This is a genomic window from Streptomyces sp. NPDC012835 (assembly GCF_042900885.1).
In the GTDB taxonomy this organism is placed as follows: Bacteria; Actinomycetota; Actinomycetes; order Streptomycetales; family Streptomycetaceae; genus Streptomyces.
In genome coordinates this window covers 1,027,457-1,050,950 of record NZ_JBIBBW010000001.1, presented here as the reverse complement: position 1 = coordinate 1,050,950, position 23,494 = coordinate 1,027,457, and the positions used below count along the sequence as shown (strand labels likewise).

The window sequence follows — 23,494 nt, the reverse complement described above, 5'->3', positions numbered from 1 at the left end:
TCCCGCGCACAAAAACTGTCCTGACGGCGCGTGAGATGTAAGCCGGTGCCGGCGGTCACTGCCCGGCCAACCCCGTCCTCGCCACGCCCCGGACGATCTGGCGCTGGAAGAGGACGAAGACCACCAGCAGCGGCAGCCCCGCGATCACCACGGACGCCATCATCTGCGCGTACCGCAGCCCGTACGAGGACTGGACGTTGACCAGACCCACGGGCAGCGTCATCCCGTTCGGATCGGTGGTGACCAGGAACGGCCAGAGGAAGTTGTTCCAGGTCGAGATGAAGGTGAAGATCGCGACCGCGGCGAGCACCGGCCGCGACAGCGGCATCACGATGGTCCAGAAGACCCGCCAGCGCCCGGCGCCGTCCACGAACGCGGCCTCCTCCAGCTCGCGCGGCACCCCGTCGAGGAATCTCACCAGGATGAAGACCATCGCGGGGACGGCCACCTGCGGCAGGATCACACCCCAGTAGGTGTCCACCAGCCCCAGCCGGACCATCTCCGCGAACAGCGGTGCCATCAGCACCTGCGGCGGCACCATGATCCCGGCGAGAACCACTCCGTACAGCGCCTTGCGGCCCCGGAAGTCGGTGCGCGCGAAGCCGTAAGCCGCCATCGCGCAGAACACCACCGTCAGCAGTGTCGTGACCACCGAGACGAACGCGGTGTTGAACAGCCAGCGCACCAGATCGCCGGCCTCCCACACCTGCCGGTACGACCGGAGTGTCACGGTGGAGCCGATCCAGCGCAGCGGTGTCCTGGTCGCCTCCGCCTCCGGTTTGAGCGAGACGGCCACCGCCCAGGCCAGCGGCAGCACCCACACCGCGGCCAGCAGCAGCGATCCCGCCAGCAGGACGGCCCTGCCGGGTGTCCAGCGGGGCCGCCGGCCCTCGTCGTCCGCGACCGTGCTCACGAGGACTCCTCCCCACCTCGGCGGGACAGCCGCAGCTGCACCAGGGACACGATCACGATCAGGGCGAAGAAGAGATACGAGACGGCGGACGCGTAGCCGATGCGGTAGCCCGTGAAACCCTTCTGGTAGACGTACTGGAGTATCGGCCGGGTGGATTCGTCGGGTCCGCCGCCCGTCATGATGTACACCTGATCGAAGATCTTCAGGGAGGCCAGCACCTGGAGGATCAGCACCACCCCGGTCGTCCGGCGCAGCATGGGCAGGGTGATGTGCCACAGCCGCTGCCGGGCACCCGCGCCGTCCAGCTCCGCCGCCTCGTACACGTACCGGGGGATGGACTGCAACGCCGCCAGATACAGCAGGAAGTTGAAGCCCACCGTCCACCACACGGTGGCCGCGACGACCGACAGCATCGCGTACCGCTCGTCGGTGAGCCAGCCGATGCCGGGACGCAGTCCGAACGAGGCCAGCAGCTGATCGGCGAAGCCGAAGTCCGACGGGAAGATCACCCAGAGGAAGAGCAGCCCCACCACCCCGGACGGCAGCAGGAACGGGGCGAACCACGCGAGGCGCCACAGCCACTGGACGAAGCGCAGATGGTGGGCGAGCAGCGCGAAGACCAGCCCGCCCAGCACCAGCGGGAGGGTGGACAGGACGGTGAACCACACGGTGTGGCCCATCGATGACCAGACATCGGGGTCGCCGAGCGCCTCCGCGTAGTTGTCGAAACCGACGAACTCGCCGCCGGAGCCGGTGATGTTGTCGCTGCGCAGGCTCATCCCGGCACCGGAGACCAGCGGCCACAGCAGGAAGAGGGTGTAGGTGAGCAGGAAGGGGGCGATGAACAGCAGCCCGTGCTCGGTCCACCGCCGGCGGATGCGGATGGTTCCGGCGGTTCCGGCGGGTCCGGTCGCCCCCTCGCGGCCGGCGGTCCCGGCGGCGCGCGTGGTCATAGGGAACCTCCCAGCGGATCCGGGGTGTCCAGCAGCGCGCGGAGCCGTGCCTTGGCCTCGCGCAGGGCCTCGCGGGGCGTACGGGAGCCGGTGAGCACCCCGGAGAAGACCGCTCCCAACTCGATCCACATGACGGACGCCGACCCCGCGAACCAGGCCGGCTGGTCGAGCGCCACATCGTCGATGACGGAGCGGTACGCGGATTGCGGTGTGAGCCGCAGATACGCCGGGTCGTCGAGCGTGGGCAGATAGGCCGGCACATGGCCGCCCTCGGCCCAGTCCACCGAATGCCGGACCATCCAGGCGACGAAGGTGTGCGCGGCCTCGTTCGCCGGTCCCGAGCGGTCCTGCCGGTGCGGCAGGACGAAGGAGTGGCAGTCGGCCTGGGCGGCGGCGCTGCCGAGCAGGGCGGGCACCCTGGTCATGGAGAACGGCAGCCCGGAGACGGTGAACGTGGTCACCTCCCACTCGCCGTTGAGGTGGAAGGCGGTCCTCCCGTCGTTGAACAGGCCGATGGCCCCCGGGTAGTCGGTACGGCGTGCCATCAGACCCTCGTCGGTGAGCAGTGCCATGTAGTCGAGGGCCCGCAGTGCCTTGGCGTCGTCCAGGGCCAGCCGTTTCCCGTCGGCGGAGAGCACGGCGCCGCCCGTCTGCGCGTACAGCGTGGCGAACAGCCGCCAGGGCGTCGCCGCGTCGGGCCCGAGCGTCTCGGCGGTCAGGGCGGGAACGCCGGTGGCTTTTTTCGCGGCCCGCAGTGCGGCGGTGAACTGCTCCGTCCCGACCATCGGCCGCAGCGTTCCGTCCTCGCCGAGCAGTCCGGCCCGCCCGCAGACCTCGGTGTTGTAGTAGAGCACCATCGGGTGGGTGTCCAGCGGGATCGCGTACTGCCGGCCGTGGAAACGCCCGCGCCGCCAGATGTCCGGGGGAAACCGGTCGGCGACGACACCGTGCCCGGCCAGCAGGTCCAGGTCGAACGGATCGAGCAGCCGGCCCGGCGCGAACCCCGCGAGCCGCGCCAGGTGCGACACCGCCACCTCGGGTGCCCGCCCGCCGGCCCCCGCCATTCCGAGCTTCGTGTAGTACGGGCTGCCCCACTGGAGTTGGGTCGCCTCCAGGCCGATGTCCGGGTGCGCGGCGGTGAAGGCGCGGACCATCCCCGCCATGGTCACACCGTCCCCGCCGCCGAAGAGGTGCCAGTAGCGCAGCCGGGTCTTTCCCGCCACCGCGCCGGAGGGTGCCGCGCACCCCGTCATCACCGCGCCGAGCCCGCCGAGCCCGCCGGTGGCGGCCACCGCTGTGCCCAGCCCGGCGAGGGCGCGTCTGCGGGACAGGGGCGGGGACAGGGGCGGGGACAGGGGCGGGGCCAGGGGCGGGCTCGGGTACGGGGCGGGCTCCGGCCTCGGCCCCGGTCTGCCGTCCGGTGCCGGCCGTCCGTCCGGCGCGGATCGTCCAGGTCGTCCCATACCTCACCTCGTTGTTCGGTATTTCGGATGACGCACGTCATTGCGAACGGGACGCGACCGTAGGGGTGTTGGCGCATTCGCGTCAACGATGCGCGCACGCGGGGGCTCGAATTCCGACCGGGCTCCCCCGTCGACCGTCCCCGCTCCGACGCCCGGTACCGAACCGAGGAGACCGGCGAGCGGGACCGGTCGTGCGCGACCGGTCCCGCACCGCTCCTCGCGCGGGGTGTTGACGTGTGCGCACCTGGTGATGGAGCATCAGTCGCCACGCTCGGTCGGGGGAGCCCTGCGCCGCTACGCCGAAGGAGCCGGTCATGGGTGGAACAGCGAAGACCGACGGCCCCGCGACCGGTCCCTGAGCCGGTCACCATGCCGGGCCGCTATCTCGACATCGACGAACTGACCCTGCGGGCCGAGGCGTTGGTCGCTGCCCGTCCCGACCAGGTCGTCCTGCGCCGGATCGGATCCTCCCGTTCCGGTGAGCCGATCCGGCTGCTCTCCGTCGGCCGGGGCAGCCGCGACATACTCGTGGTGGCCGGGCCGCACGCCAATGAACCGGTCGGCGGTGTCACGGCGCTGCGGCTGGCCCGCTATCTGTGCGGGATTCCCCGGCCGCCCGCGCCGGGCCGCTGGTGCGGGCCCGCCGACACGACCTGGCACTTCGTCCTGTGCGCCGACCCCGACGGCGCCCGCCGCAACGAGCGGTGGATCAAGGGGCCGATGACCCTCTCCCACCACTTCAGCAACTTCTACCGCCCCGGTTTCTCCGAACAGCCCGAGTGGCTGCCCACCGAACCCGGCGCGGTCGCGCTTCCGGAGACGACCGCGCTGCTCGGTCTCCAGGACGAGCTGCGCCCGTATCTCCAGTGTTCGCTGCACGGTGTGGACGTGGGAGGCGCCTTCGTGCGGCTGACCAGCGGCCTGCCCGGCCTTTCCGGCAGACTCACCGAATCCGCCCGCGACCTCGGCATTCCGGTGGAGCGCGGACCGTACGACGCCTTCTTCTGGCCGAGTCCAGGACCGGGCGTCTTCGACATGCCGTGCCCCCAGGAGACGGACCGGTTCGCCGCGCTGCCCGCCGTCACGGTCGACTCCACCTGGTCGCATCCGCGCCGGTACGGGACCGTGACCGCGGTCATCGAGTCCCCGATGTGGGCGGCCGACGTGGTCGCCGACGCCTCCGGCCACCCCGACCCGTACGCCGCCCTGGAGACCGTCAGCCGTACGCTCGCGCGGGACACGCGGTATCTGTCCGGCCTGCTGGAGCGCGTGCGCCCCGGGCTCCCGGACAGCGCGGCCCCGCTGCTGACCCCGGTCGGTGAATATCTGGCCGCTTCGGCGGACCTGGCGCAGGAATGGTCACCCGACGTGGCCCTCGGCGCGTCCGGCACGCTGCCGCCGATGAACCGCGCGCGCGTCACGGCGCTGCGGATCGCCGCGCGCCGGCTCATGCTGCGCTCGGCGGGGCTGCTGCACCAGATACTCGACGACGGCGGCGAAGGCGCTTCGGGACACCGGGTCGCACAGGGGCCCGCCCCCGAGGTACGCGTCGAGCTGCAACGTTTCCTCACCGAGGGGTGCGAAGCCTTCGAGGCCGACTGCCGCGTCCGCTGGATACCCGTCAGCGACCAGGTGGAGCACCAGTTCAGGGTGGTACTGGCCACGGCCGAACTCGCCGCACGGTCCGCGCCGGCCCCATTACTCCTCAAACGGCCGACGCACAGTCGAACGGCGAAAATCGTGCGGAATCCAGGCCGCCAGGGGTTCAGCGGGGCTACCCTCGACACTTGACCTGCGCACTGTTCGAGAAGATCCGAGAAGCACGAGAAGGGACGGGATGCCGGTGCACCGGCCACAGCACACGGTCGCCCTCCCACTGCTGGAGCGTGAGCCCGAACTCGCCGCGGCGGCCAACGCCGTGGACGCACTGTGCGGCACCTCGCCCACCGGCGGCCTCCTCGTCTACCGGGGCGCGGCCGGCCTCGGCAAGACGGCGCTGCTCACCGAGGTGCGGCGGCTCGCCGAAGGACGGTGCGCGGTGTGGACCGCGCGGGGCGGCGAGACCGTCACGCCCGGCCCGTTCGCTCTCGTACAGCAGCTGCTCCGGCCCATCCTGACTCCGCGTCAGCCCCCGCTGCCGCCGGACCGGTCGGCCGGCCCCGGCGACCTCGGTGACGCGGACGGCGTGAGCGACGCCGGCGCGGCACCCGGCGACCGCGCGGCCCCGGAGCTCCCGGCGGCCGGGACGGTGAACGTCAGGGAACTGCTCGGGGACCGCTACGACATCGTCGGACCGGCCCTCGGCATAACACCTCCCGGCGAGCAGCACGCCGATCCCCAGGGGGTCAGGGACGGTCTCGACGCCCTGGTCGAACGGCTCGCCACCACACACGGCCCGCTGCTCCTGATCGTGGACGACGCGCAGTGGGCCGACCTGGAGACACTGTCCTGGCTCGCCTCCTTCGCCCGGCGCCCCGGCCGCGGACTGCCCGTCCTGGTGGTCGTGGCCTACCGCACGGAAGAGGCCGTCGACGAGACCGAGCGGTATCTGCGTATCCTCGGCACCCACGCCCGACTGATCGTCACGCTGCGCGAGTTGACCGGCGAGGCCACCGCGGCCCTCACCCGGAGCGCGCTCGGCGAGTACGCGGACGACGTGTTCTGCCGCGAGGTGTGGGCGGTCACGGGCGGCAACGCCTACGAGGCGGTGGAACTGCTCGCCAAGGTGAGCGACAGCGGGCTGCGGCCGGTCGAGGAGAGCGCGGGCGAACTGCGCGCCCTGGGCGCTTCGGCGCGCGGCACCGGTCTGATCGCCCGGCTGGAGGAACTCGGCACGGCCACCACCCGGTTCGCCTGGGCCGCCGCGGTCCTCGGCACCGACATCTCACTGGATCTCGCGGTCACCCTGGCGGGCATGGACCACGAAGAGGCGGCCGAGTGCGCCGAACGGCTGCGCACCGCGCGCATCCTCGTGGGCACCGACCCGCTGGAGTTCGTCCACCCGCTGATCGCCGGATCCGTCTACCGCGCGACCCCGCCCGCGGTGCGCGCCGCGATGCACGGCCTGGCCGCGTGGGCGGTCTCCCGCAGTGGCCGGGGAGCCGCCGCGGCGGCGCCGCACCTCCTCGAAGTACATCCGGACGGCGACCCCGAACTGGTCGAGCAGCTGCGGGAGGCCGCCGCCGAGCACCTCGCGGTGGGTGCGCCGGACGCCGCCCGCCGCTGTCTCGAACGCGCCTTGCTGGAACCGCCGTTGGCCTCCGTGCGTACCGTACTGCTGTACGAGCTGGGGTGCGCGACGCTGCTCACCTCACCGGCCACCACGGTCGGCCATCTGCGGGCGGCGCTCGACACCCAGCAGCTGGACGATCCGCTGCGGGTGGACGTGGTCTTCCGGCTCTCCCAGGCGCTCACCCACAACAACCAGACCGGCGACGCCGCCCACGTGGTGGCGGCCGAGGCGGCCAGAACCCCCGAGGGTCCCGCCAGGATGCGGCTCCAGGCCGCACACTTCCTCTGGGAGGGTGTCCAGGCCATCGAGGACGACGGACCCGACCGCTCGCGCAGGCTGGCCAGGATGGCGAGCGGACTCGCCGGACGCGGCAACACCGAGCGCGTGCTCCTGATGCTGCGCGCCTTCGACGGCACGGCGCGGGGCGAGAGCGCCGAGGAGATCGTCCAGATCGCCGAACGGGCCCTGGTGGACGGCGGACTGCCGGCCGGCGTCGGCTGGACCGACACCGCGTGGGGCTTCGAACCGCCGGCCCTGCTCGGTCTCTCCTACGCTTTCGCCGACCGGCTCGACCGCGCCGAGTCGCTGTTCACCGAGGCGCTGCGCGCCTTCGAGATCTCCGGCTGGAGCGGCGGGCATCTGGCCTTCGCCCACGCCCTCGTCGGATACACCCAGCGCAGGCGCGGCCGGCTCGCGGAAGCCGAGATGTATCTGCGCGAGAGCCTGCGGCTGGCCGACCGCGTCGGCAACGGCCTGCCCATGCACTGGGACGCGGCCTGCATGCTCATCGACACCCTGCTCGCGCGCGGACATGTCGACGAGGCCGCCGCTGCGGCCGAACGCTACGCGTTCGCCACGCCGTACTCGTCCTCGATCGTCATTCCTGACGCGCCCTCAGTACGCGGACGGCTGCTGCTCGCCCTCGGCCGCCGGGATGAGGCGGTCGCCGAACTCACGGCCACCGGAGAGGCGTTGATCTCGCGGGGCCGGCACAGCGTCGTCATGGCACCGTGGTCCCTCGACCTGGCGCGGGCCGTCGCGGAGGACGAACCGAGGCGCGCCGCCCAGCTTGTCTCGTACGCCCGCGACCGGGCCGAACGCTTCGGTACGCACACCGCCATCGGTGTCGCCCTGTGCGGCGCCGCCGCTCTGAAGGAGGGCCCGGCCAAGGTCGAGCTGCTGGCCCAGGCCGTCGCCCACCTCGAAGCCTCGCCCTGCCGGTACGAACTGGCCGTCGCACGCGTCGAGTACGGCATCGCGGCCGGCTTCCCCGCCGAGCTGGGCTGGGGACTCGAACTGGCGGAGAGCTGTGGCGCGGACGGCCTGGCCGACCGGGCCCGCCGCGCGATGGAGTCCCGGCACGCCCAGCGCTGACCGGCGTTCGCGTGCCGGCGCCGGTGCCCAGTGCCAGCGCCACCGCCAGCGCCAGTGCCACCGCCATCGCCAGTACCGGTGCCGGCGGGGGAGCGGTCGGCCACGGGCCGCCCGGGGACGGCCGCACGCCGAAAGGTACGCTCGCCGCCTGGCCACCCGCCCGTCCACGCTGTCCCAGGAGACCGGACCCTTGCCCGAGCAGCCAGCCCCTACCGCCCCAGGCACCGTCCCCGCCCCGGCCTTGCGGGCCGACTGCGACAACTGCTTCGGACTGTGCTGTGTCGCACTCACCTTCTCGGTCTCGGCGGACTTCCCCGTCGACAAGAAGGCCGGTGAGCCCTGCCGCAATCTGCGCGCCGACTTCCGCTGCGGCATCCACCGCGAGCTGCGCGGACAGGGCTTCCAGGGCTGCACGGTGTACGACTGCCTCGGCGCCGGTCAGAAGGTCTCCCAGATCACCTTCGGCGGCCGGGACTGGCGCCGGGCCCCGGAGAGCGCCGGGCAGATGTTCGCCGCGCTGCCCGTGATGCGGCAACTCCACGAGCTGCTCGGCTATCTCGGAGAGGCGCTCGCCCTGGAACCGGCCCGGTCCCTGCACCGGGAGATCCGCCACGCCCTCGACGAGACCGAACGCCTGACCCTGACCGGCCCCGAGGCGCTGCTGGAGCTGGATATGGCGGCGCACCGCGCGACCGTCAACCCCCTGCTGCTGCGCGCGAGCGAGCTGGTGCGTGCCCAGGTGCGCGGCAAGGGCAAGCGGAAGAACCACCGGGGCGCCGACCTCTTCGGCGCGCGGCTCAGGGGCGCGGACCTGCGCGGCGCCGATCTGCGCGGGGCGTATCTGATCGCGGCGGATCTGCGCGGCGCCGACCTGCGCCAGGCCGATCTGATCGGCGCCGACCTCCGGGACGCGGATCTGCGCGGCGCCGATCTGACGGGTGCCTTCTTCCTCCTCCAGCCCCAGCTGAACGCGGCCAAGGGGGACGCGGCCACCAGCATCCCGCCGTCGCTCAGTCGGCCGGGCCACTGGTAGAGCCGGCCCGCCCCGACCGCCGTACGAGAAAGAGCCCGGCGGCGGCGAGGCAGGCGCCGCCGATGAGCACGGCCGGAAGCACGGGCGAGGACTCCCTGTCCTCCCCGCCGCTCGCCGCCTCCGCCTGCGCGACGTTCGCGGCCGGCGCCGCCGACCCCGCGGGCGCCGTGCGCAGCGCCCGCGCGACGGGCCCCTTCTCCGCACCCGCGGGCGCGATCTCCCCCGGCGACACGGGGGGCAGCGGGGGCAGCGGCGGCGTGGGTGGCTGGAGCGATCCCACGGGGGAGACCCGGTGCCGGGCCGCGAAGCCCCAGTCCAGCAGTGACCGCGCCTCCTCGTAGACCGCGTAACCGCCGCCCGCCTGCGGGTTCATCACCGTCACCAGCAGGGTCCGGCCGCCCTGCCGGGCCGCCGCGACCAGCGTGTTGCCCGCGTCGGACGTGTAGCCGTTCTTGACGCCGATCAGCCCCGGATAGGGTGCGACCCCGTCTTCGCCGCTCAGCAGCCGGTTGGTGTTGATGATGCCGAACGTGCCGCCGCCGTCACCGGGGAACTGCGCGTCGACGGTCGAGCTGTACCGGACGAAGTCCGGCGAGGCCAGCCCCGTACGCGCGAAGACCGCCAGATCGTAGGCGGAGGTCACCTGACCCGGCGCGTCGTAGCCGTCGGGGGAGACGACATGGGTGTCCAGCGCGCCCAGCAGCTTGGCCTTCTCGCGCATCTGGGCCACCGTCGCGTCCCAGCCGCCGTTCATCGCGGCGAGCGCGCGCACCGCGTCGTTGCCCGAGCTGAGGAAGACCCCTCGCCACAGGTCGGCCACCTCGTACGACTGACCCGGTACGACGCCCACCAGACTGCTGCCCGGTCCGATGTCGTCCAGCTCCGATTCGCTGACGGTGTGCCGGGCGTGCCGGGGCAGACGGGGCAGGGCCGTGACGGCGAAGAGCGTCTTCAGGGTGCTCGCGGGCGGGAGTTCGAGGTGCGCGTTGTGGGCGGCGAGCACCTCGCCCGTGCGGGCGTCCGCGACCAGCCAGGACAGCGCGGACACATCGTCGGGCAGCGCCGGCGCGCCCCGCGCGGGCCGGATCTGGGTCCCCGGCCGGTGGAGCAGGGAGCTGTCGACGGGGGCGGCGGGGGCCGGCGGGGCGCCGGGGGCGGGTGAGGCGGGCGGCGAGGCCCCCGCGACCGCGATCACCGGGGCGCCGGGCAGCCCCGGTGCCCGTACGACCGGATCGGTTCCGGCGTCCGCGGCGGCCGGGGCGGCCATGGGCAGCAGGACCAGCAGGCCGGTGGCGAAGGCCACCGTGCCGGAGAGCGCGGAGCGCGTCACGGATCTGATGATCATTCGGCCACGGTAGGAAGAGACCGTCCCCCGCGCCCCTCGCGTGAGCCGACCGGATGTATCGCCGTCCGACCGGTTCCGGCGGCGGTCCACACCCGTTCGGGTGATTTCCGGCGCACCCGGTTCTCCGGCGCGGCCGGTTCTCCGGCGCACCCGGTTCTCCGGCGCGGCCGGTACGCACGTACCCGGTCGGCGGTTGTCCGTCAGCGGCAGTCAGCGGCAGTCAGCGGCAGTCAGCGGTCGGCGGCCGGGGCCGGCTCGGCGGCAGGGGAGGACCCGCCCGTCATGGCGGTGCCCTCGGCACCGAGCACGTCCAGCAGCTTCAGCGTCTTGGCCGCCTCGGTGCCGGGGACGGCCGAGTGGGCGACCACACGCAGATCGCAGCCCGGCACGGTGAAGGTGTCGCAGTCGAGCGTCAGGGGGCCGACGTCCGGGTGGTGGAAGGTTCGCACGCCGCTGTCGTGCGACCCGGCGATCCGGGAGTTCCACAGCCCTCCGAACCGCTGGCTCACCCGCCGCAGCTCGCCGATCAGGAAGCGCAGCCGTACATCGGTGGGGTAGTGGACCGTCGCGGCCCGCAGGTCGGCGACGAGGGCGGCCTCGAAGCGCGCCTCCTGCTCCGGGGTGTACGAGATCCGGCTGGGCTGGCCGGTGAAGTGGTGCCAGGCCGCGTTGCGGGCCCGGGGGGCGATCTCCGCCGGATCACCGACGAGCGCGGCCCACAGCGGATTCCAGGTGATCAGGTTCCAGGAGGCGTCGTGGACGCCGACCGGGGTCACGGGGAGCCGGCCGAGCAGTCGGCGCACGCTCGGCGGGACGAGATCCGGCACCCGCCCCACGGCCGGGGGGGACTGCCCGGCCAGGAGGAAGAGATGTCTGCGTTCGTCGTCGGAGAGCCGCAGGGCCCGCGCCAGCGAGGTGAGCACCTGGACCGACGGGGAGGTGGCCCGTCCCTCCTCCAGCCGGCCCAGATAATCCACGGACAGCCCGGTGAGCTGGGCCAGCTCCGGCAGCCGCAGTCCCGCGGCGCGGCCGGACTCGTCGGCGGGCAGCCCGGCCTCGGCCGGTGCGATCCGGTCACGCCAGCGGTGCAGGGCCGTGCCCAGCTCTCCGTGTCGGGTCATGGAGTCAGTATCGGTGTGTACGGCGTGATTCGCCTGATACCGCCCAGTACCTTCCGATGTCGACGGCCCGTACCGGGCCCGCTGCCACGCGTTCCGCCCTTCCCGGCGCGTGCTCCTGAGCCGCCGGGCCGTGACGCGCTCGCGCCGTCCGGTGCCGGTGGTGCCCGCCGTGGCGCGAGGCGCCGGGTCAGGAGCGCCGGGGCCGGGTGCCGGGGCAAGGGTGCCGGGGCAAGGACGCCGGGCAGTGGTCCGGTGCGGCCGGGAGCCGCGCCGAAAGCGCCGACCCCGTATCCGCTGACCCCCGCCCGGCCGTGCGAATCGCCCGCGATCGTCAAGGAACTCCTCCCTCCCCTCGCGGCGGACGCACCCGCCTGACCGCATCTCCCGTCCCTCCGGAGGCGGTTACCGCCGGGGGAGACCCTTGTCGCGTTTCCCGGCCGGATGTTCGCCGCTCGTACGGAAGTCGTCACGCGCGGTGCCGCGGCGGCAGCACTGCGTGCAAACGCGCGAGTGTATGCCCGATGGTGTGGCCCGTGCAGGAGGTTGCGCGAATATGCCGAAGTGGCGTGTGGGGCGGGCTAAGCTCTGGCAGAGTGCGCCGAGTTGATACGTAATAAGGCACTTGTTCCCAGGTTCCTTGATTGTTCGAATTACCCGACCTGAATCGATCGCCAGAGGGCTTACATGGTTCGTGTTGAAGCACCCCCGAATGATCAAGCGCCCGCCGCCGTGCGCGCGCTCGTGCTCCCCGTCGTCCTGACGGCGGGCGCCACGGCGGCGTCGGTGGCGCTCGTGCCGGAAGCCGCGCGCATACCACTCGCGCTGTACGGCGTGGTCGCGATCGGTCTGTTCGCCTGGTGCGCACGCGAGTTGTCGCGTCGCCGGGCGGCCGTCATCGCCCTGCGGGAGCAGCACGCCGACCGGGTCGCGGCGCTGGAACACCGGCTCGCCGAGCACGACGAGGAGACCGTCCGGCTCGGCAAGGAGCTGATGCCGGCCGCGATCCACCGGCTCCGGCAGGGCGAATCGCCCATGGAGGTGATGCGCGCCGTCGTGGACGGCGACGCGCGGTATCGCGAACTGCCCGACGCGCAGCGCTCGTTGCTCAAGTCGGTGCTCCAGATCGTCGACGACGAGGACGCCATGCGCGAGTCCGCGCAGCGCTCCTTCGTGAACATCGCCCGGCGCGTGCAGTCGATCGTGTACCAACAGGCCAGCGAACTCCGGGAGATGGAGGAGGCCCACGGCCGCAATCCCGAGGTCTTCGACGACCTGTTGCGCATCGACCACGGCACGGCGCTGATCGGCCGGCTCGCGGACAGCGTCGCCGTACTCGGCAAGGCCCGTCCCGGCCGCCAATGGCCCAAGCCCGTACCGCTGTTCAGCGTGCTGCGGGGCGCGATGTCCCGGATTCTGGAGTACCAGCGCGTCGATCTGCACTCGATCGCCAAGGTCGCCATCATCGGCACCGCCGTCGAACCGCTCATCCACGCCTGCGCCGAACTCCTCGACAACGCCACCCGCTACTCGCCGCCGCAGACCCGCGTGCATGTCACCGCGGTCGAGGTGCAGACCGGCATCGCCATCGAGATCGAGGACGGCGGCGTCAGCCTCAGCGAGGAGGCGCGGGCCAGGGCCGAGCGCATGCTGGCCCAGGCTCAGGCGGGCATGGACCTCAACGACCTCGGCGAGACCCCCAGGCTCGGCATGGCCGTGGTCGGCCGGCTCTGCCGGATGTACAACCTCCAGGTCTCGCTGCGGCAGTCGGCGTACGGCGGGGTGCGCGCCGTACTCATCGTGCCGCGCGATGTGATGACCACCGGGCCCGCGCCCGGTGTCGCCCATGGCATCGGCGCCGCGGCGGGTCCCAAGGGCAGCACCAACGACCTGCCCACCACGGACGTGCTCCGGCCCGCCAACCGCCCGCCGCGGCCGGTCACAGGCCCCCGGCCGACGGCCCCGTTCGTGGCCCCGGCCATGGAGGACGACATTCCCGTGGTGACCGAGTGGACGGAAAACGGGCTGCCGCAGCGGCGCAGCCGCGGCCGCGCCCCGCTCGGGTCGCACAATCTGGGCCTGGTGAACAACGCCCGCGCGGCCGACCGTACCGCCGCCCCCGGCGGCGCCGGCGGGTCCGCCCCGGCGGACGCCTTCGGCGGCGGCCCGGCCCGGCGGCCCGACAGCGGCGGCAGCCACGGCGCCGGCGGCGGTGCCCACGGCGACGGCGCGGGTCAGGAGGGCACGGCGGAGCGGAAGCCGGGCCCCGGTATCTGGCTCGAAGCGTTCACGAAGGCGGTCAACGGCACCCCCCAGGAGCCGTCGGCCGGGACAGCACAGCCGCCGGACCTGCCAGGTGACCGCGGCGAATCCGACGATGTGTGGGGCAAGGGAGATCTGAAGTGATCCAGCAGCGGGCGAACATGGACTGGATGCTCAAGGAACTGGCCGACGGGGTGCCGCAGATCCATCAGATCGTGGTGCTCTCGGCGGACGGCCTGCGGATCGCCCGGCACGGCGGGGACCCGGACGCGGCCGACCGGCTCGCGGCGGCCTGCGCCGGGCTCCAGAGCCTGGCCGCCGCCGTGGCCGTCGAGATCCCCCGCAGCGACGGCCGCATGCGGCTCGTCGTGATCGAGATCGGGGGAGGCTTCTTCTATCTGATGGAAGCCGGTGCGGGCGCCTACCTCGCGGTCCTCGCCGACGACACGGTGGACGCCGGGCTGGTGGGTGCCCGCATGCGGGACATGGTCGTGCGGATCGGAGCCCATCTGACGAGCCCGCCCCGTCACGACGGGCCGACCGGATGATCAACCCTCCCCAGCGGGAACGCCGGCGGCCGGACGCCGACGTCTCGGACCCCGAGCGGCTGTACGTGATCACCGGCGGCCCCGACGGCGCCGAGCGCGCCTCCCTCGATCTGGTCACCATGATCGTGGCGCGGGTGGCCCCGTCCCCCATGGTCCCGCCGGAGCAGGCCACCATCCTGCGGCTCTGCGGGGCGCCGCTGTCCGTGGCCGAGCTGTCGGCCTATCTCAGCCTTCCCTTCAGCGTGGTGACCGCGCTGCTGACCGAACTCCTCGTGACCGAACTGGTCGAGTCACGCGCGCCCATCGTGCGCGCCGCACTTCCCGACAGGTCCCTCCTCGAAGCGGTGATGCATGGACTTCAGAAGCTCTGACACGATCACCGGTCCCAGAAGCGAGGACATTCTGCCCACCACGGCCACCTCCGCCGTGAAGATCGTGATCGTGGGCGGATTCGGGGTCGGCAAGACGACCATGGTGGGCTCGGTCAGTGAGATCCGTCCGCTCACCACCGAGGAGACCATGACCCAGGCCGGGGTGGGGGTGGACGACAACTCCGGTGTCGAGTCCAAGACCGCCACCACCGTCGCCATGGACTTCGGCCGCATCAGCATCACCGAACAGCTGGTGCTCTACCTCTTCGGCACCCCCGGTCAGGAACGTTTCTGGTTCCTGTGGAACGGCCTGTTCGAGGGCGCGCTGGGAGCCGTGGTACTGGTCGACACCCGCCGCCTCCAAGTCAGCTTCGACGTGATCGGCCGGCTGGAGGAGCGCGGCGTACCGTTCGTCGTCGCCGTCAACACCTTCCCGGACGCCCCGCACCACCCCGTCGAAGCGCTGCGCAAGGCCCTCGACCTGCCGGACGCGGTTCCGATGGTCGACTGCGACGCGCGGCAGCGGGCGTCGAGCCGGGATGTGCTGCTCACCCTGATGGGCTATCTGCACTCGCTGGCCGCGCAGTCGCGCTGACGGCGCGCGTGCGGTGGCGCGGGGGCGCCCGTACCCGTACCCGCGCCCCCTCCCTGTCCGCAGGCCCGTGCCCCTGCCCCGTCCCCTCCTTCTCTCTTCCTTTCCGGCCCCATCCCTGGAGCGACCGTGAACACCCCCTTCTCCCACCGGCCCGGACCGGACGACCACGCGGCCCCGCCGCCGGGCTGCCCGGCCCACGGCCTGAGCCCCCACGACATGAGCGCCCTGAGCGGCCTGAACGGTACGGCCCCGGGCGCGACCGCCCCGACCGCCCCGACCGGCGGACCCGGCTCCCCGGCCCCGGGCGGGCTGCGGCGGCTGTACGGTCCCGAGGCGGAGAACGACCCGGTGGGGCTGTACGAGAAGCTGCGCGCCGAGCACGGTTCCGTGGCACCCGTACTGCTCCAGGGCGATGTGCCCGCCTGGCTGGTGCTGGGGCACAGCGAGAACCTGCACATGACGCGCACGCCCTCGCAGTTCTCGCGCGACTCCCGGCGCTGGCGCGCGCTGCACGACGGAACCGTGCCCCCCGACCACCCCCTGGCCCCCATCTTCACCTGGCAGCCGATCTGTGTGTTCGCCGACGGCGCCGACCACGAGCGGCTGCGGGGCGCGGTCACCGACTCGATCGCGCGCATCGACCACCGGGGCGTGCGGCGTTACATCAACCGCTACAGCAACCGTCTGGTGAACGACTTCTGCCAGGACGGCAGGACGGATCTGGTCGGCCGGTTCGCCGAGCACCTGCCGATGATGGTGATGGCGCAGATCATCGGAATGCCGGAGGAGTACAACGAACGGCTGGTGCAGGCCGCCCGCGACATGATCAAGGGCACCGCGACCGCCAACGAGTCCAACGCCTATGTGATGGCGGCCCTGATCCGGCTGGTGAAACGCCGCAGGGCCGTGCCCGAGGAGGACTTCGCGACCTGGCTGGTGGAGCACAAGGCCGGGCTGACCGACGACGAGGTCAGTCAGCATCTGCGGCTGGTGCTCATCGCGGCGTACGAGACCACCGTCAACCTCATCGCCAACGCGCTGCGCATGGTGCTCACCGATCCGCGGTTCCGGGCCCAGTTGAGCGGCGGCCACATGACCCTGCCGGAGGCGGTGGAGCAGACCCTCTGGGACGAGCCGCCCTTCACCACGATCCTCGGCCGCTGGGCGGTCGGTGACACCGAGCTGGGCGGCCAGCGCATCAAGGCGGGCGACGCGCTGATCGTGGGAATCGCAGCGGCCAATGTGGACCCGGTGGTACGACCCGATCTCGACGCCCATATGCAGGGCAACCGCGCCCACCTCGCCTTCAGCGGGGGGCCCCACGAGTGCCCGGGGCAGGACATCGGCCGTGCCATCGCCGACACCGGCATCGACGCGCTGCTGATGCGGCTGCCGGATCTCCAGCTCGCCGTGGACGAGCGCGAGCTGCGCTACTCGGGCCAGCTGATGTCCCATCAACTGATGGAACTACCGGCGACGTTCGCGCCGCGGCCCCCGCAGGACATCACCGGCCACCCGAGCCCCACGGCCGCCGTGAACCGGCCGCAGTGGCAGGTGGAGTCGCCCCGCCCCCGGTCCGCGCCGTCATCGACGCCGAGCGCCGGGGGAACCGCCACCGAAGCGGCCCCGGCCGCCACCGCCACGGCCGACGCCCCCGACGCCCCGGGCACCGCCACCTCGATCCCGGAGCAGCGCACGGACAGCGGGCCGCAGCGCGCGTGGCAGGCGCTGTCCCGCTGGTGGAACGGGGACTGACGGCGCGGCGGCGCGGCCCGGGGCCCGGTCCGGCGCTGGCCAGGACCGGACCCCGGCGGCCCGCCGTGCGGGGCGGGTCAGCGTGCCGGCTCCAGCTGATCCCACCACCAGGCGATGGCGGGAATCGGGAGCGGCTCCAGGCTGTCGTCGGCCGGCTGCGGCTTCCACCAGCCGCCGGGGGTGGCCTTCGGCCCGGACGGCACGGCGTAACGGGGGCAGGACGACGCCCAGTCCAGATGGCCCCTGATGAACTGGCCGAGTCCGCTCACGTACCGGCGCAGTTCCTCGCTCGCGCCGTCGAGGACCTGCGCGGACAGCCGGTCGAAGAGCACCATGACGCGGTCCCGCATGGTCACGACCCGGACGAGCGCGCCTTGGGGCTCGCACTCCTGTTCCTGACAGACCACATCGATCAGGTTCAGGTTGTCGTCGGCCCGCTCCAGCTCCTTGTTGCGGGAGTAGAGGTCGTTGTCCCAGCTGACGAGGGTCCAGGTGATCTCGGTGAGGGCCCGGACCCGGGGGTCCTGGAGATCCTCGTCGGCGACCGTGAAACCACCGACGATCTCGATCATCGCGGTGGACGGCGCCATGCCGATGGCCCGCATCCACAGGGTGACGTAGTCGTCCAGCGAGGGAAGTTCGGACCGCCGGCGCCAGGACGCCTCCCACACCAGCCCCGAGGTGTAGACGCGCATGGCGTCCGTCATCCGGCGCACCTGGCGCGGCGAGGCGTGCCGCTCCAGCTCCACCCGGAGCCGGCGCAGCGCCGCCGTGTGCGGCGAGTCGTCGCGCGAGCCCGCTTCCGGCGACTCCACGGCGCGCATGATCCGCGAGGTCTCCTGGGCGAGCAGGTCCGCGGTGGCCTCGGACTCGTCGCACACCCCGTCGTCCAGCGAGAAGAGCACGGCGTGGAACTTCGCCATCAGGGTGAGCGGTTCGAGCCGCCCGTAAGGCATGGTCGAGGCGGTCAGCCCGCCGAAGTCGCACACGGCGAGCCGTTTGAGCTGCTGTTCGTCCGTGTCGAGCCGCTGTTGGAGCATCCACCGTACGGTCTGCTCATTGAGTTCCTCGACGGATCGGTGCCGCGCGGGCGGGACAGGGCAGTAGAACGGCACAGCCGGGAGCTGCTGGACCAAGCGCTGTTCCGAGACGCAGGACATGATCGGCCTCCTGGTGCGGCGGGAATACGGTGCGGGGGGAAAGGTGCGGGGGACAGGGAACGGTGCCGTTCGGGGAGCGTATATGGCCAGGTCGAATCGTCAATAACGAGGCAACTTGACATCTGCTGGCTTGAATTGACTGATTGTGAGCTAGCTCGGCCAACTCCGGTCACCTCCGTTCCGTCGGGGCACATCCCCAACACGCGCTCCCTCATTGCTCCGCCGCCTCCGCCGCGCCCCCTCACCTGCCGTGGTCCGCGCATCGCCTCCGCCCGACCGGGCCGCGTTTTCGTCACGGCTCGTATACCGCGCACCCGGGGCGCGGCAGGGGGCTGGTTCAGTACGACTACGTCAATTGATGGATACGCGGAGAGCCTCTGTGCGTACGTTATGTGAGATCCGCGCGTGACCGCGCGGCCAGATCGCCGCGAGGGACCGGATCGGTCGGAACAGTCGGCTCCGTGGAGGAACGCCGGGGCCGCCCGGACCGTGCGAGCGGCGCCGGCCGGTTCCGGGCCGCGATGTGCGACAGGCCGGTGGGCCCCTCATGGGAGGGCCACCGGCCTGTCGGCGCGCCGCGCCCGTCCCCACGGTGCGGCGCGGGCGGTCCGTCGTCATCCGCTCGGACGACGGGCCGCCCGTCTAGAGAGGGGCGGCCGTACGGCTCAGCCCCAGGGAGGGGAGGATCGAGGCGTCGAGGAAGCGGTTGAGATACGCCTCGTCGGCGTGGCGGCCCTCCAGCGTCGGACGGGCGCGCAGAATGCCGGTCAGCTGGACCGCGACGAACTCCGCAGCGGGGTTGTCCGCCGCGATCTCGCCCCGCTCCACCGCCCGCCCGACCATCGTGTTGATCGCCGCGATCTCCGGGTCGATGACAGCCTCGCGCAGCGCTTTCTGCAACTCCGGATGCTGGAAGGCGGCCTGGCTGAGCGCCCGCATCAGCGGGACGTCGCGCCCCGAGAACGCCGCCGCCGACCGGGCCACGGCACGCAGATCGCCCTCCAGCGTTCCGGTGTCGACATCCGCCAGCCGGAAACACCTCGTGCCCCGCAGCGCGGCGGCGACCAGCTGCGGCTTGGTGCCCCACTGCCGGTAGAGCGTGGACTTGCCGCAGCGGGAGCGTGCCGCGACGCCTTCCATGGTGAGCGCGTCGTAGCCGCCCTCCCGGAGGAGATCGAGAGCTGCCCGGTAGAACTCCTGCTCGCGTTCCGGCGTGATCTTGGAGCGGCGTTGCAGCGTCATCGTCTCCCTGCCCCTCATGGCATCGATACGCCAGTGTACCGATACGCAAGTGTACCGATACTCAATCGTATCGGTACACTTGCGTATCGATAAGGACGCGGTCCAGGGCGCGTCGCCGTAACGCCACCCCGCCCCGCGCGCCGTGGCGACCATGCGAAGGGGTCGGGTGGTGAACATCAACGCCCGCACGGGGCCCGCCGGACACGTAGGGGCGCGGCGGACACGCACCGCGCCGGCCGGCGCCGCACCCGGCCCGGGAGCGGCGCGGTGAACGGCGCGACAGCGGTCGCCGTGGTCCTCTCGCTGGTCTCGGCCTTCGCGTACGCCTCGGCCGCCGTGGCGCAGGAACGCCTCGCCGCCCGCACCGTGCCCGGTACCCCTTCGCTCACCCTGCTCGGGCGCGGCGCCTGGTGGGGAGCGGTCGGACTGAACGCGGGGGGCGCGCTGCTGCACGTCGTGGCGCTGACGTACGGGCCGCTCACGGTCGTCCAGCCGCTCGGCGCGCTGACGCTGGTCGCCGCCGTGCCCCTGGGCGCGCACCGGGCCGGGCGCCGGGTCGGCAGGGGCGAGTGGCGCGGCACCGCGTACACGCTGGTGGGGCTCGGCGTCATCCTGCTGACCGCCGCCGGTACGGTCCCGGGCGCGACGCTCACACTGGCGCAGGCGCTCGCCGTCGCGGGACTGGCGCTGGCCCTGGTCGCGGTCCTGACCAGGCCAGGAGCCCGTCCCGGACTGCGGCACGCGGCGGCCTCCGGGATCACCTCGGGCGTCGCATCCGCCCTCACCCAGACCGTCACGGTCGCCGCGACGGCCCGTGGCGCGGGCGCGCTGCCGTGGTGGCAGGTCGCGGCGGTGGCGCTGGTGGTCGCGGCCTTCGCCTCGGGCGGTCTGCTGCTCTCCCAGACGGCGTACCGCGGCGGCCTGGGGGCGCCGCTCGCGGTCCTCACCCTCGCCAACCCGGTCGCCGCCTCCGTCATCGGCCTGGCGCTCCTCGGCGAGCGCCTCCGGGGCGGCGCCGCGGGGATCGTGGCGGCGCTGGTGGGCGCGGTGCTCGCGGCGCGCGGTGTGGTGCTGCTGACGCGGGCCGCCGTTCTGCCCGTACCCGTACCGGTACCCGTGCCCCGGACGTCGGTCGAGCCGTACGAGCCGGTGGCGACGGTGGTTCCGGCGACATGGGCACGGACCCCCGCGCCGGCCTCCGCGCGGCTCAGGGCTCAGCCCCGGAGCCCGGCCCCCGGACCTGTGCGGGCCGCCCCCGCCGGCCTCGTCGGGCAGCGTTCCCGGCTGCCGCGCCTCCCCCGGCGCACGGGCGGGCGGCCCGCCCCGGTGCCGGAGACCGGCACGGAGCCGGGCGCGGTCCCCGGCGTGCTCCCCGCGCTGGGGCAACTCGTCGCGGAGCGGCCCGCCCCGGTGCCGGAGACCGGCACGGAGCCGGGCGCGGTCCCCGGCGTGCTCCCCGCGCTGGGGCAACTCGTCGCGGAGCGGCCCGCCCGCCGCGCGGGCTCCCGGGTACGGGCGCTCCAGGAACGCGGCCGGCGCCTGCGGCTGCGCCGCGTCCACCGGCGCGACCCGTGCACGTACCGGTAGATCCGGCCCGCGCGTACCCCGAAGCGTGCGGGCCGAGGCACCCGAACACGGCGCGTGTGAAGCTGAGCTGTTGCCCCGGTTAAGAAATCCTCGATGGACCGAACACCCCCGGGCTCGGCACATTGGTGCACGACCACGGAGCGGTGATCACGCACGAGCGGTGCCCACCGCGCGGACGACCGTCGCCGTTCAGCACCACCACCGCGGGAGCCGCCGTCCATGAAGGCACTTGTCAAACATCGGGCCGAACCCGGGCTGTGGCTCATGGACGTGCCGGAGCCGCGCACCGGCCCCGGCGACGTCCTGATCAAGGTGCTCCGCACCGGCATCTGCGGCACCGATCTGCACATCCGCTCCTGGGACGGCTGGGCCCGCAAGGCGGTCACCACCCCGCGCGTCCTCGGCCACGAGTTCGCCGGCGAGGTCGTCTCGGTCGGCGCCGCCGTGCGGGATGTCGCCGTCGGTGATCTCGTCAGCGGCGAGGGGCATCTCGTCTGCGGCACCTGTCGCAACTGTCTGGCCGGGCGCCGCCATCTGTGCCGCAGCACCGTCGGCCTCGGCGTCGGCCGTGACGGCGCCTTCGCCGAGTACGTGGCCCTGCCCGCCAGCAACGTCTGGGTGCACCGGGCGCAGGTGGCCCTCGATGTCGCCGCGATCTTCGACCCGTTCGGCAACGCCGTCCACACCGCCCTCTCCTTCCCGCTCGTCGGCGAGGACGTGCTGATCACCGGCGCGGGCCCGATCGGCATCATGGCCGCGGCCGTCGCCCGGCACGCCGGCGCGCGCAACGTCGTGATCACCGACGTCAGCCCGTACCGCCTGGAGCTGGCCCGCAAGGCCGGCGCCACCCTCGCCCTCGACGTCTCCGGCACCGACATCTCCGAGGCCCAGCGGGTGCTCGGCCTCAAGGAGGGCTTCGACATCGGCCTGGAGATGTCCGGCCGCCCCGAGGCCATGCGCGACATGGTCGCCAACATGACGCACGGCGGCCGGATCGCCATGCTCGGGCTGCCCGCCGAGGAATTCGCCGTCGACTGGTCGAAGATCGTCACCTCCATGATCACGGTCAAGGGGATCTACGGGCGCGAGATGTTCGAGACCTGGTACGCGATGACGGTGCTGCTCGAAGGCGGCCTCGACCTCACGCCGGTCATCACCGGCAGCTACGGCTACCAGGACTTCGACAAGGCGTTCGACGAGGCGGCGACCGCCCGCAGCGGCAAGATCATCCTCGACTGGACAGTCTGACCACCAAGAAAGAAGGAGCCCCCATGTACGGGTCCGTCCGGGACGAACTGTCCGCCACGCTCGACGAGATCCGCGCCGCCGGTCTCTTCAAGCCCGAGCGCGTGATCTCCACCCCGCAGAGCGCCTCCGTCGCCGTCACCGCCGCCGCCGGACCGGGCGAGGGCGGGAGCGACGAGGGCGCCGTCCTCAACTTCTGCGCCAACAACTACCTCGGTCTGGCCGACCACCCCGAGGTCGTCACCGCCGCCAAGGACGCCCTCGACCGGTGGGGCTACGGCATGGCCTCCGTACGGTTCATCTGCGGCACCCAGGAGATCCACAAGGAGCTGGAGCAGCGGCTGTCGGCCTTCCTCGGCCAGGAGGACACGATCCTCTACTCCTCCTGCTTCGACGCCAACGGCGGAGTCTTCGAGACCCTCCTCGGCCCCGAGGACGCCGTCATCTCCGACGCGCTCAACCACGCCAGCATCATCGACGGCATCCGGCTCTCCAAGGCCCGCCGGCTGCGCTACGCCAACCGCGACCTGGCCGAACTGGAGTTGCGGCTCAAGGAGTCGGCCGACGCCGGACGGCGGCTGATCGTCACGGACGGCGTGTTCTCCATGGACGGCTATGTCGCACCGCTCGACGCGATCTGCGACCTCGCCGACCGGTACGACGCGCTGGTGATGGTCGACGACTCGCACGCGGTCGGCTTCGTCGGCCCGGGCGGTCGCGGCACCCCCGAGCTGCACGGCGTCATGGACCGGGTCGACATCGTCACCGGCACCCTCGGCAAGGCGCTCGGCGGCGCCTCCGGCGGCTATGTCGCGGCCCGCGCCGAGATCGTCGCCCTGCTGCGGCAGCGCTCCCGCCCCTACCTCTTCTCCAACTCGCTCGCGCCGGTCATCGCCGCCGCGTCGATCAAGGTCCTCGATCTGCTGGAGGGCGCGGGGGAGCTGCGGGACCGGCTGAACGCCAACACCGCGCTGTTCCGCGGGGAGATGACGGAGGCGGGCTTCGAGATCCTGCCCGGCGACCACCCCATCGCCCCGGTCATGATCGGTGACGCGGCGCTGGCGGGCCGGATGGCGGAGCTGCTGCTGGAGCGCGGGGTGTACGTGATCGGATTCTCGTACCCGGTCGTGCCGATGGACCGCGCGCGGATCAGGGTGCAGCTGTCCGCCGCGCATTCGACGGCCGACGTGCGCCGGGCCGTCGCGGCCTTCGTCGACGCGCGTACGGCGCTGGAACGGGAGAGCCTGCCGACGGCGGGCTGACGACGGGGGCCGGCCGGGGCGGAGACGGGGGCCAAC

Annotated in this window: 17 protein-coding genes and 1 pseudogene; 11 read left to right on the top strand and 7 right to left on the bottom strand. The window is 72.7% G+C overall.

What is annotated here, in order from left to right; translation table 11 throughout:
- Positions 1-55: 55 nt before the first annotated feature.
- Genes ACFY6S_RS04495 through ACFY6S_RS04485 form a run of 3 tightly spaced genes read right to left on the bottom strand, consistent with a single transcriptional unit; the run spans position 56 to position 3,221 of the window.
- Positions 56-913, bottom strand: a complete 858-nt coding sequence (locus ACFY6S_RS04495) for a carbohydrate ABC transporter permease (protein ID WP_388822704.1) — start codon at positions 911-913, stop codon at positions 56-58.
- On the bottom strand, positions 910-1,866 hold the full coding sequence (locus ACFY6S_RS04490; RefSeq protein ID WP_388822701.1) for a carbohydrate ABC transporter permease: 957 nt from the start codon (positions 1,864-1,866) through the stop codon (positions 910-912). The genes ACFY6S_RS04495 and ACFY6S_RS04490 overlap by 4 nt, the downstream gene beginning before the upstream one ends.
- Positions 1,863-3,221, bottom strand: a complete 1,359-nt coding sequence (locus ACFY6S_RS04485; RefSeq protein WP_388822942.1) for an extracellular solute-binding protein — start codon at positions 3,219-3,221, stop codon at positions 1,863-1,865. Before ACFY6S_RS04485 ends, ACFY6S_RS04490 begins: the two co-directional genes overlap by 4 nt.
- Positions 3,222-3,647: 426 nt before the next feature.
- Here ACFY6S_RS04485 and ACFY6S_RS04480 point away from each other — a divergent pair, with 426 nt between their 5' ends.
- From ACFY6S_RS04480 to ACFY6S_RS04470, 3 genes are all read left to right on the top strand, one after another.
- Entirely contained in the window at positions 3,648-5,120 is a 1,473-nt protein-coding gene (locus ACFY6S_RS04480) for a M14 family zinc carboxypeptidase (RefSeq protein WP_388822699.1), read from the top strand.
- A 46-nt stretch (positions 5,121-5,166) separates the two neighbouring features.
- On the top strand, positions 5,167-7,935 hold the full coding sequence (locus ACFY6S_RS04475) for an AAA family ATPase (RefSeq protein WP_388822697.1): 2,769 nt from the start codon (positions 5,167-5,169) through the stop codon (positions 7,933-7,935).
- Positions 7,936-8,125: 190 nt separating this feature from the next.
- Complete coding sequence (locus tag ACFY6S_RS04470; RefSeq protein ID WP_388822695.1) at positions 8,126-8,968, top strand: pentapeptide repeat-containing protein; 843 nt, start codon at positions 8,126-8,128, stop codon at positions 8,966-8,968.
- Here ACFY6S_RS04470 and ACFY6S_RS04465 read toward each other — a convergent pair.
- Together ACFY6S_RS04465 and ACFY6S_RS04460 are read right to left on the bottom strand one after the other, a co-directional pair.
- Entirely contained in the window at positions 8,946-10,313 is a 1,368-nt protein-coding gene (locus ACFY6S_RS04465) for a D-alanyl-D-alanine carboxypeptidase family protein (protein WP_388822693.1), read from the bottom strand. The two genes, ACFY6S_RS04470 and ACFY6S_RS04465, sit on opposite strands and share 23 nt — an antisense overlap.
- A 230-nt stretch (positions 10,314-10,543) precedes the next feature.
- Positions 10,544-11,434 (bottom strand): helix-turn-helix transcriptional regulator, encoded by an 891-nt coding sequence (locus ACFY6S_RS04460; RefSeq protein WP_388822691.1) that lies wholly within the window; start codon positions 11,432-11,434, stop codon positions 10,544-10,546.
- A gap of 684 nt (positions 11,435-12,118) precedes the next feature.
- On the opposite strand from ACFY6S_RS04460, the gene ACFY6S_RS04455 reads away from it, so the two are divergent.
- From ACFY6S_RS04455 to ACFY6S_RS04435, 5 genes are all read left to right on the top strand, one after another.
- Positions 12,119-13,837 (top strand): ATP-binding protein, encoded by a 1,719-nt coding sequence (locus tag ACFY6S_RS04455; protein WP_388822689.1) that lies wholly within the window; start codon positions 12,119-12,121, stop codon positions 13,835-13,837.
- Positions 13,834-14,241, top strand: a complete 408-nt coding sequence (locus tag ACFY6S_RS04450; protein WP_388822687.1) for a roadblock/LC7 domain-containing protein — start codon at positions 13,834-13,836, stop codon at positions 14,239-14,241. Before ACFY6S_RS04455 ends, ACFY6S_RS04450 begins: the two co-directional genes overlap by 4 nt.
- A complete protein-coding gene (locus ACFY6S_RS04445) occupies positions 14,241-14,612 on the top strand; it encodes a DUF742 domain-containing protein (protein ID WP_388822941.1) in 372 nt (123 codons plus the stop codon). Before ACFY6S_RS04450 ends, ACFY6S_RS04445 begins: the two co-directional genes overlap by 1 nt.
- Positions 14,593-15,207 (top strand): ATP/GTP-binding protein, encoded by a 615-nt coding sequence (locus ACFY6S_RS04440; protein WP_388822685.1) that lies wholly within the window; start codon positions 14,593-14,595, stop codon positions 15,205-15,207. Before ACFY6S_RS04445 ends, ACFY6S_RS04440 begins: the two co-directional genes overlap by 20 nt.
- A 126-nt stretch (positions 15,208-15,333) precedes the next feature.
- Positions 15,334-16,962 (top strand): cytochrome P450, encoded by a 1,629-nt coding sequence (locus tag ACFY6S_RS04435; protein ID WP_388822683.1) that lies wholly within the window; start codon positions 15,334-15,336, stop codon positions 16,960-16,962.
- Positions 16,963-17,039: 77 nt separating this feature from the next.
- Here ACFY6S_RS04435 and ACFY6S_RS04430 read toward each other — a convergent pair whose 3' ends face one another.
- Both ACFY6S_RS04430 and ACFY6S_RS04425 read right to left on the bottom strand, forming a co-directional pair.
- Positions 17,040-18,122, bottom strand: coding sequence for a hypothetical protein (locus ACFY6S_RS04430; RefSeq protein ID WP_388822681.1), 1,083 nt, complete (start codon positions 18,120-18,122; stop codon positions 17,040-17,042).
- Positions 18,123-18,764: 642 nt separating this feature from the next.
- On the bottom strand, positions 18,765-19,382 hold the full coding sequence (locus ACFY6S_RS04425; protein WP_388822679.1) for a TetR/AcrR family transcriptional regulator: 618 nt from the start codon (positions 19,380-19,382) through the stop codon (positions 18,765-18,767).
- A 249-nt stretch (positions 19,383-19,631) separates the two neighbouring features.
- Here ACFY6S_RS04425 and ACFY6S_RS04420 point away from each other — a divergent pair.
- The 3 genes and pseudogenes from ACFY6S_RS04420 to ACFY6S_RS04410 form a co-directional block, all read left to right on the top strand.
- Positions 19,632-20,618 (top strand): annotated as a pseudogene (locus ACFY6S_RS04420) (hypothetical protein); the annotation flags it as partial.
- Positions 20,619-21,170: 552 nt separating this feature from the next.
- Positions 21,171-22,199, top strand: a complete 1,029-nt coding sequence (gene tdh, locus ACFY6S_RS04415) for an L-threonine 3-dehydrogenase (RefSeq protein WP_388822677.1) — start codon at positions 21,171-21,173, stop codon at positions 22,197-22,199.
- 23 nt (positions 22,200-22,222) lie between these two features.
- Positions 22,223-23,458, top strand: coding sequence for a glycine C-acetyltransferase (locus ACFY6S_RS04410; protein WP_388822675.1), 1,236 nt, complete (start codon positions 22,223-22,225; stop codon positions 23,456-23,458).
- Positions 23,459-23,494 lie beyond the last annotated feature (36 nt).

Excerpts from the sequence above, each read along its gene's own strand:
- ACFY6S_RS04490 (WP_388822701.1), bottom strand. The coding sequence starts at position 1,866 with ATGACCACGCGCGCCGCCGGGACCGCCGGCCGCGAGGGGGCGACCGGA.
- ACFY6S_RS04410 (WP_388822675.1), top strand. The coding sequence starts at position 22,223 with ATGTACGGGTCCGTCCGGGACGAACTGTCCGCCACGCTCGACGAGATC.
- ACFY6S_RS04440 (WP_388822685.1), top strand. The coding sequence starts at position 14,593 with ATGGACTTCAGAAGCTCTGACACGATCACCGGTCCCAGAAGCGAGGAC.
- ACFY6S_RS04475 (WP_388822697.1), top strand. The coding sequence starts at position 5,167 with ATGCCGGTGCACCGGCCACAGCACACGGTCGCCCTCCCACTGCTGGAG.
- ACFY6S_RS04465 (WP_388822693.1), bottom strand. The coding sequence starts at position 10,313 with ATGATCATCAGATCCGTGACGCGCTCCGCGCTCTCCGGCACGGTGGCC.
- ACFY6S_RS04430 (WP_388822681.1), bottom strand. The coding sequence starts at position 18,122 with ATGTCCTGCGTCTCGGAACAGCGCTTGGTCCAGCAGCTCCCGGCTGTG.
- ACFY6S_RS04455 (WP_388822689.1), top strand. The coding sequence starts at position 12,119 with ATGGTTCGTGTTGAAGCACCCCCGAATGATCAAGCGCCCGCCGCCGTG.
- ACFY6S_RS04425 (WP_388822679.1), bottom strand. The coding sequence starts at position 19,382 with ATGAGGGGCAGGGAGACGATGACGCTGCAACGCCGCTCCAAGATCACG.
- ACFY6S_RS04460 (WP_388822691.1), bottom strand. The coding sequence starts at position 11,434 with ATGACCCGACACGGAGAGCTGGGCACGGCCCTGCACCGCTGGCGTGAC.
- tdh (WP_388822677.1), top strand. The coding sequence starts at position 21,171 with ATGAAGGCACTTGTCAAACATCGGGCCGAACCCGGGCTGTGGCTCATG.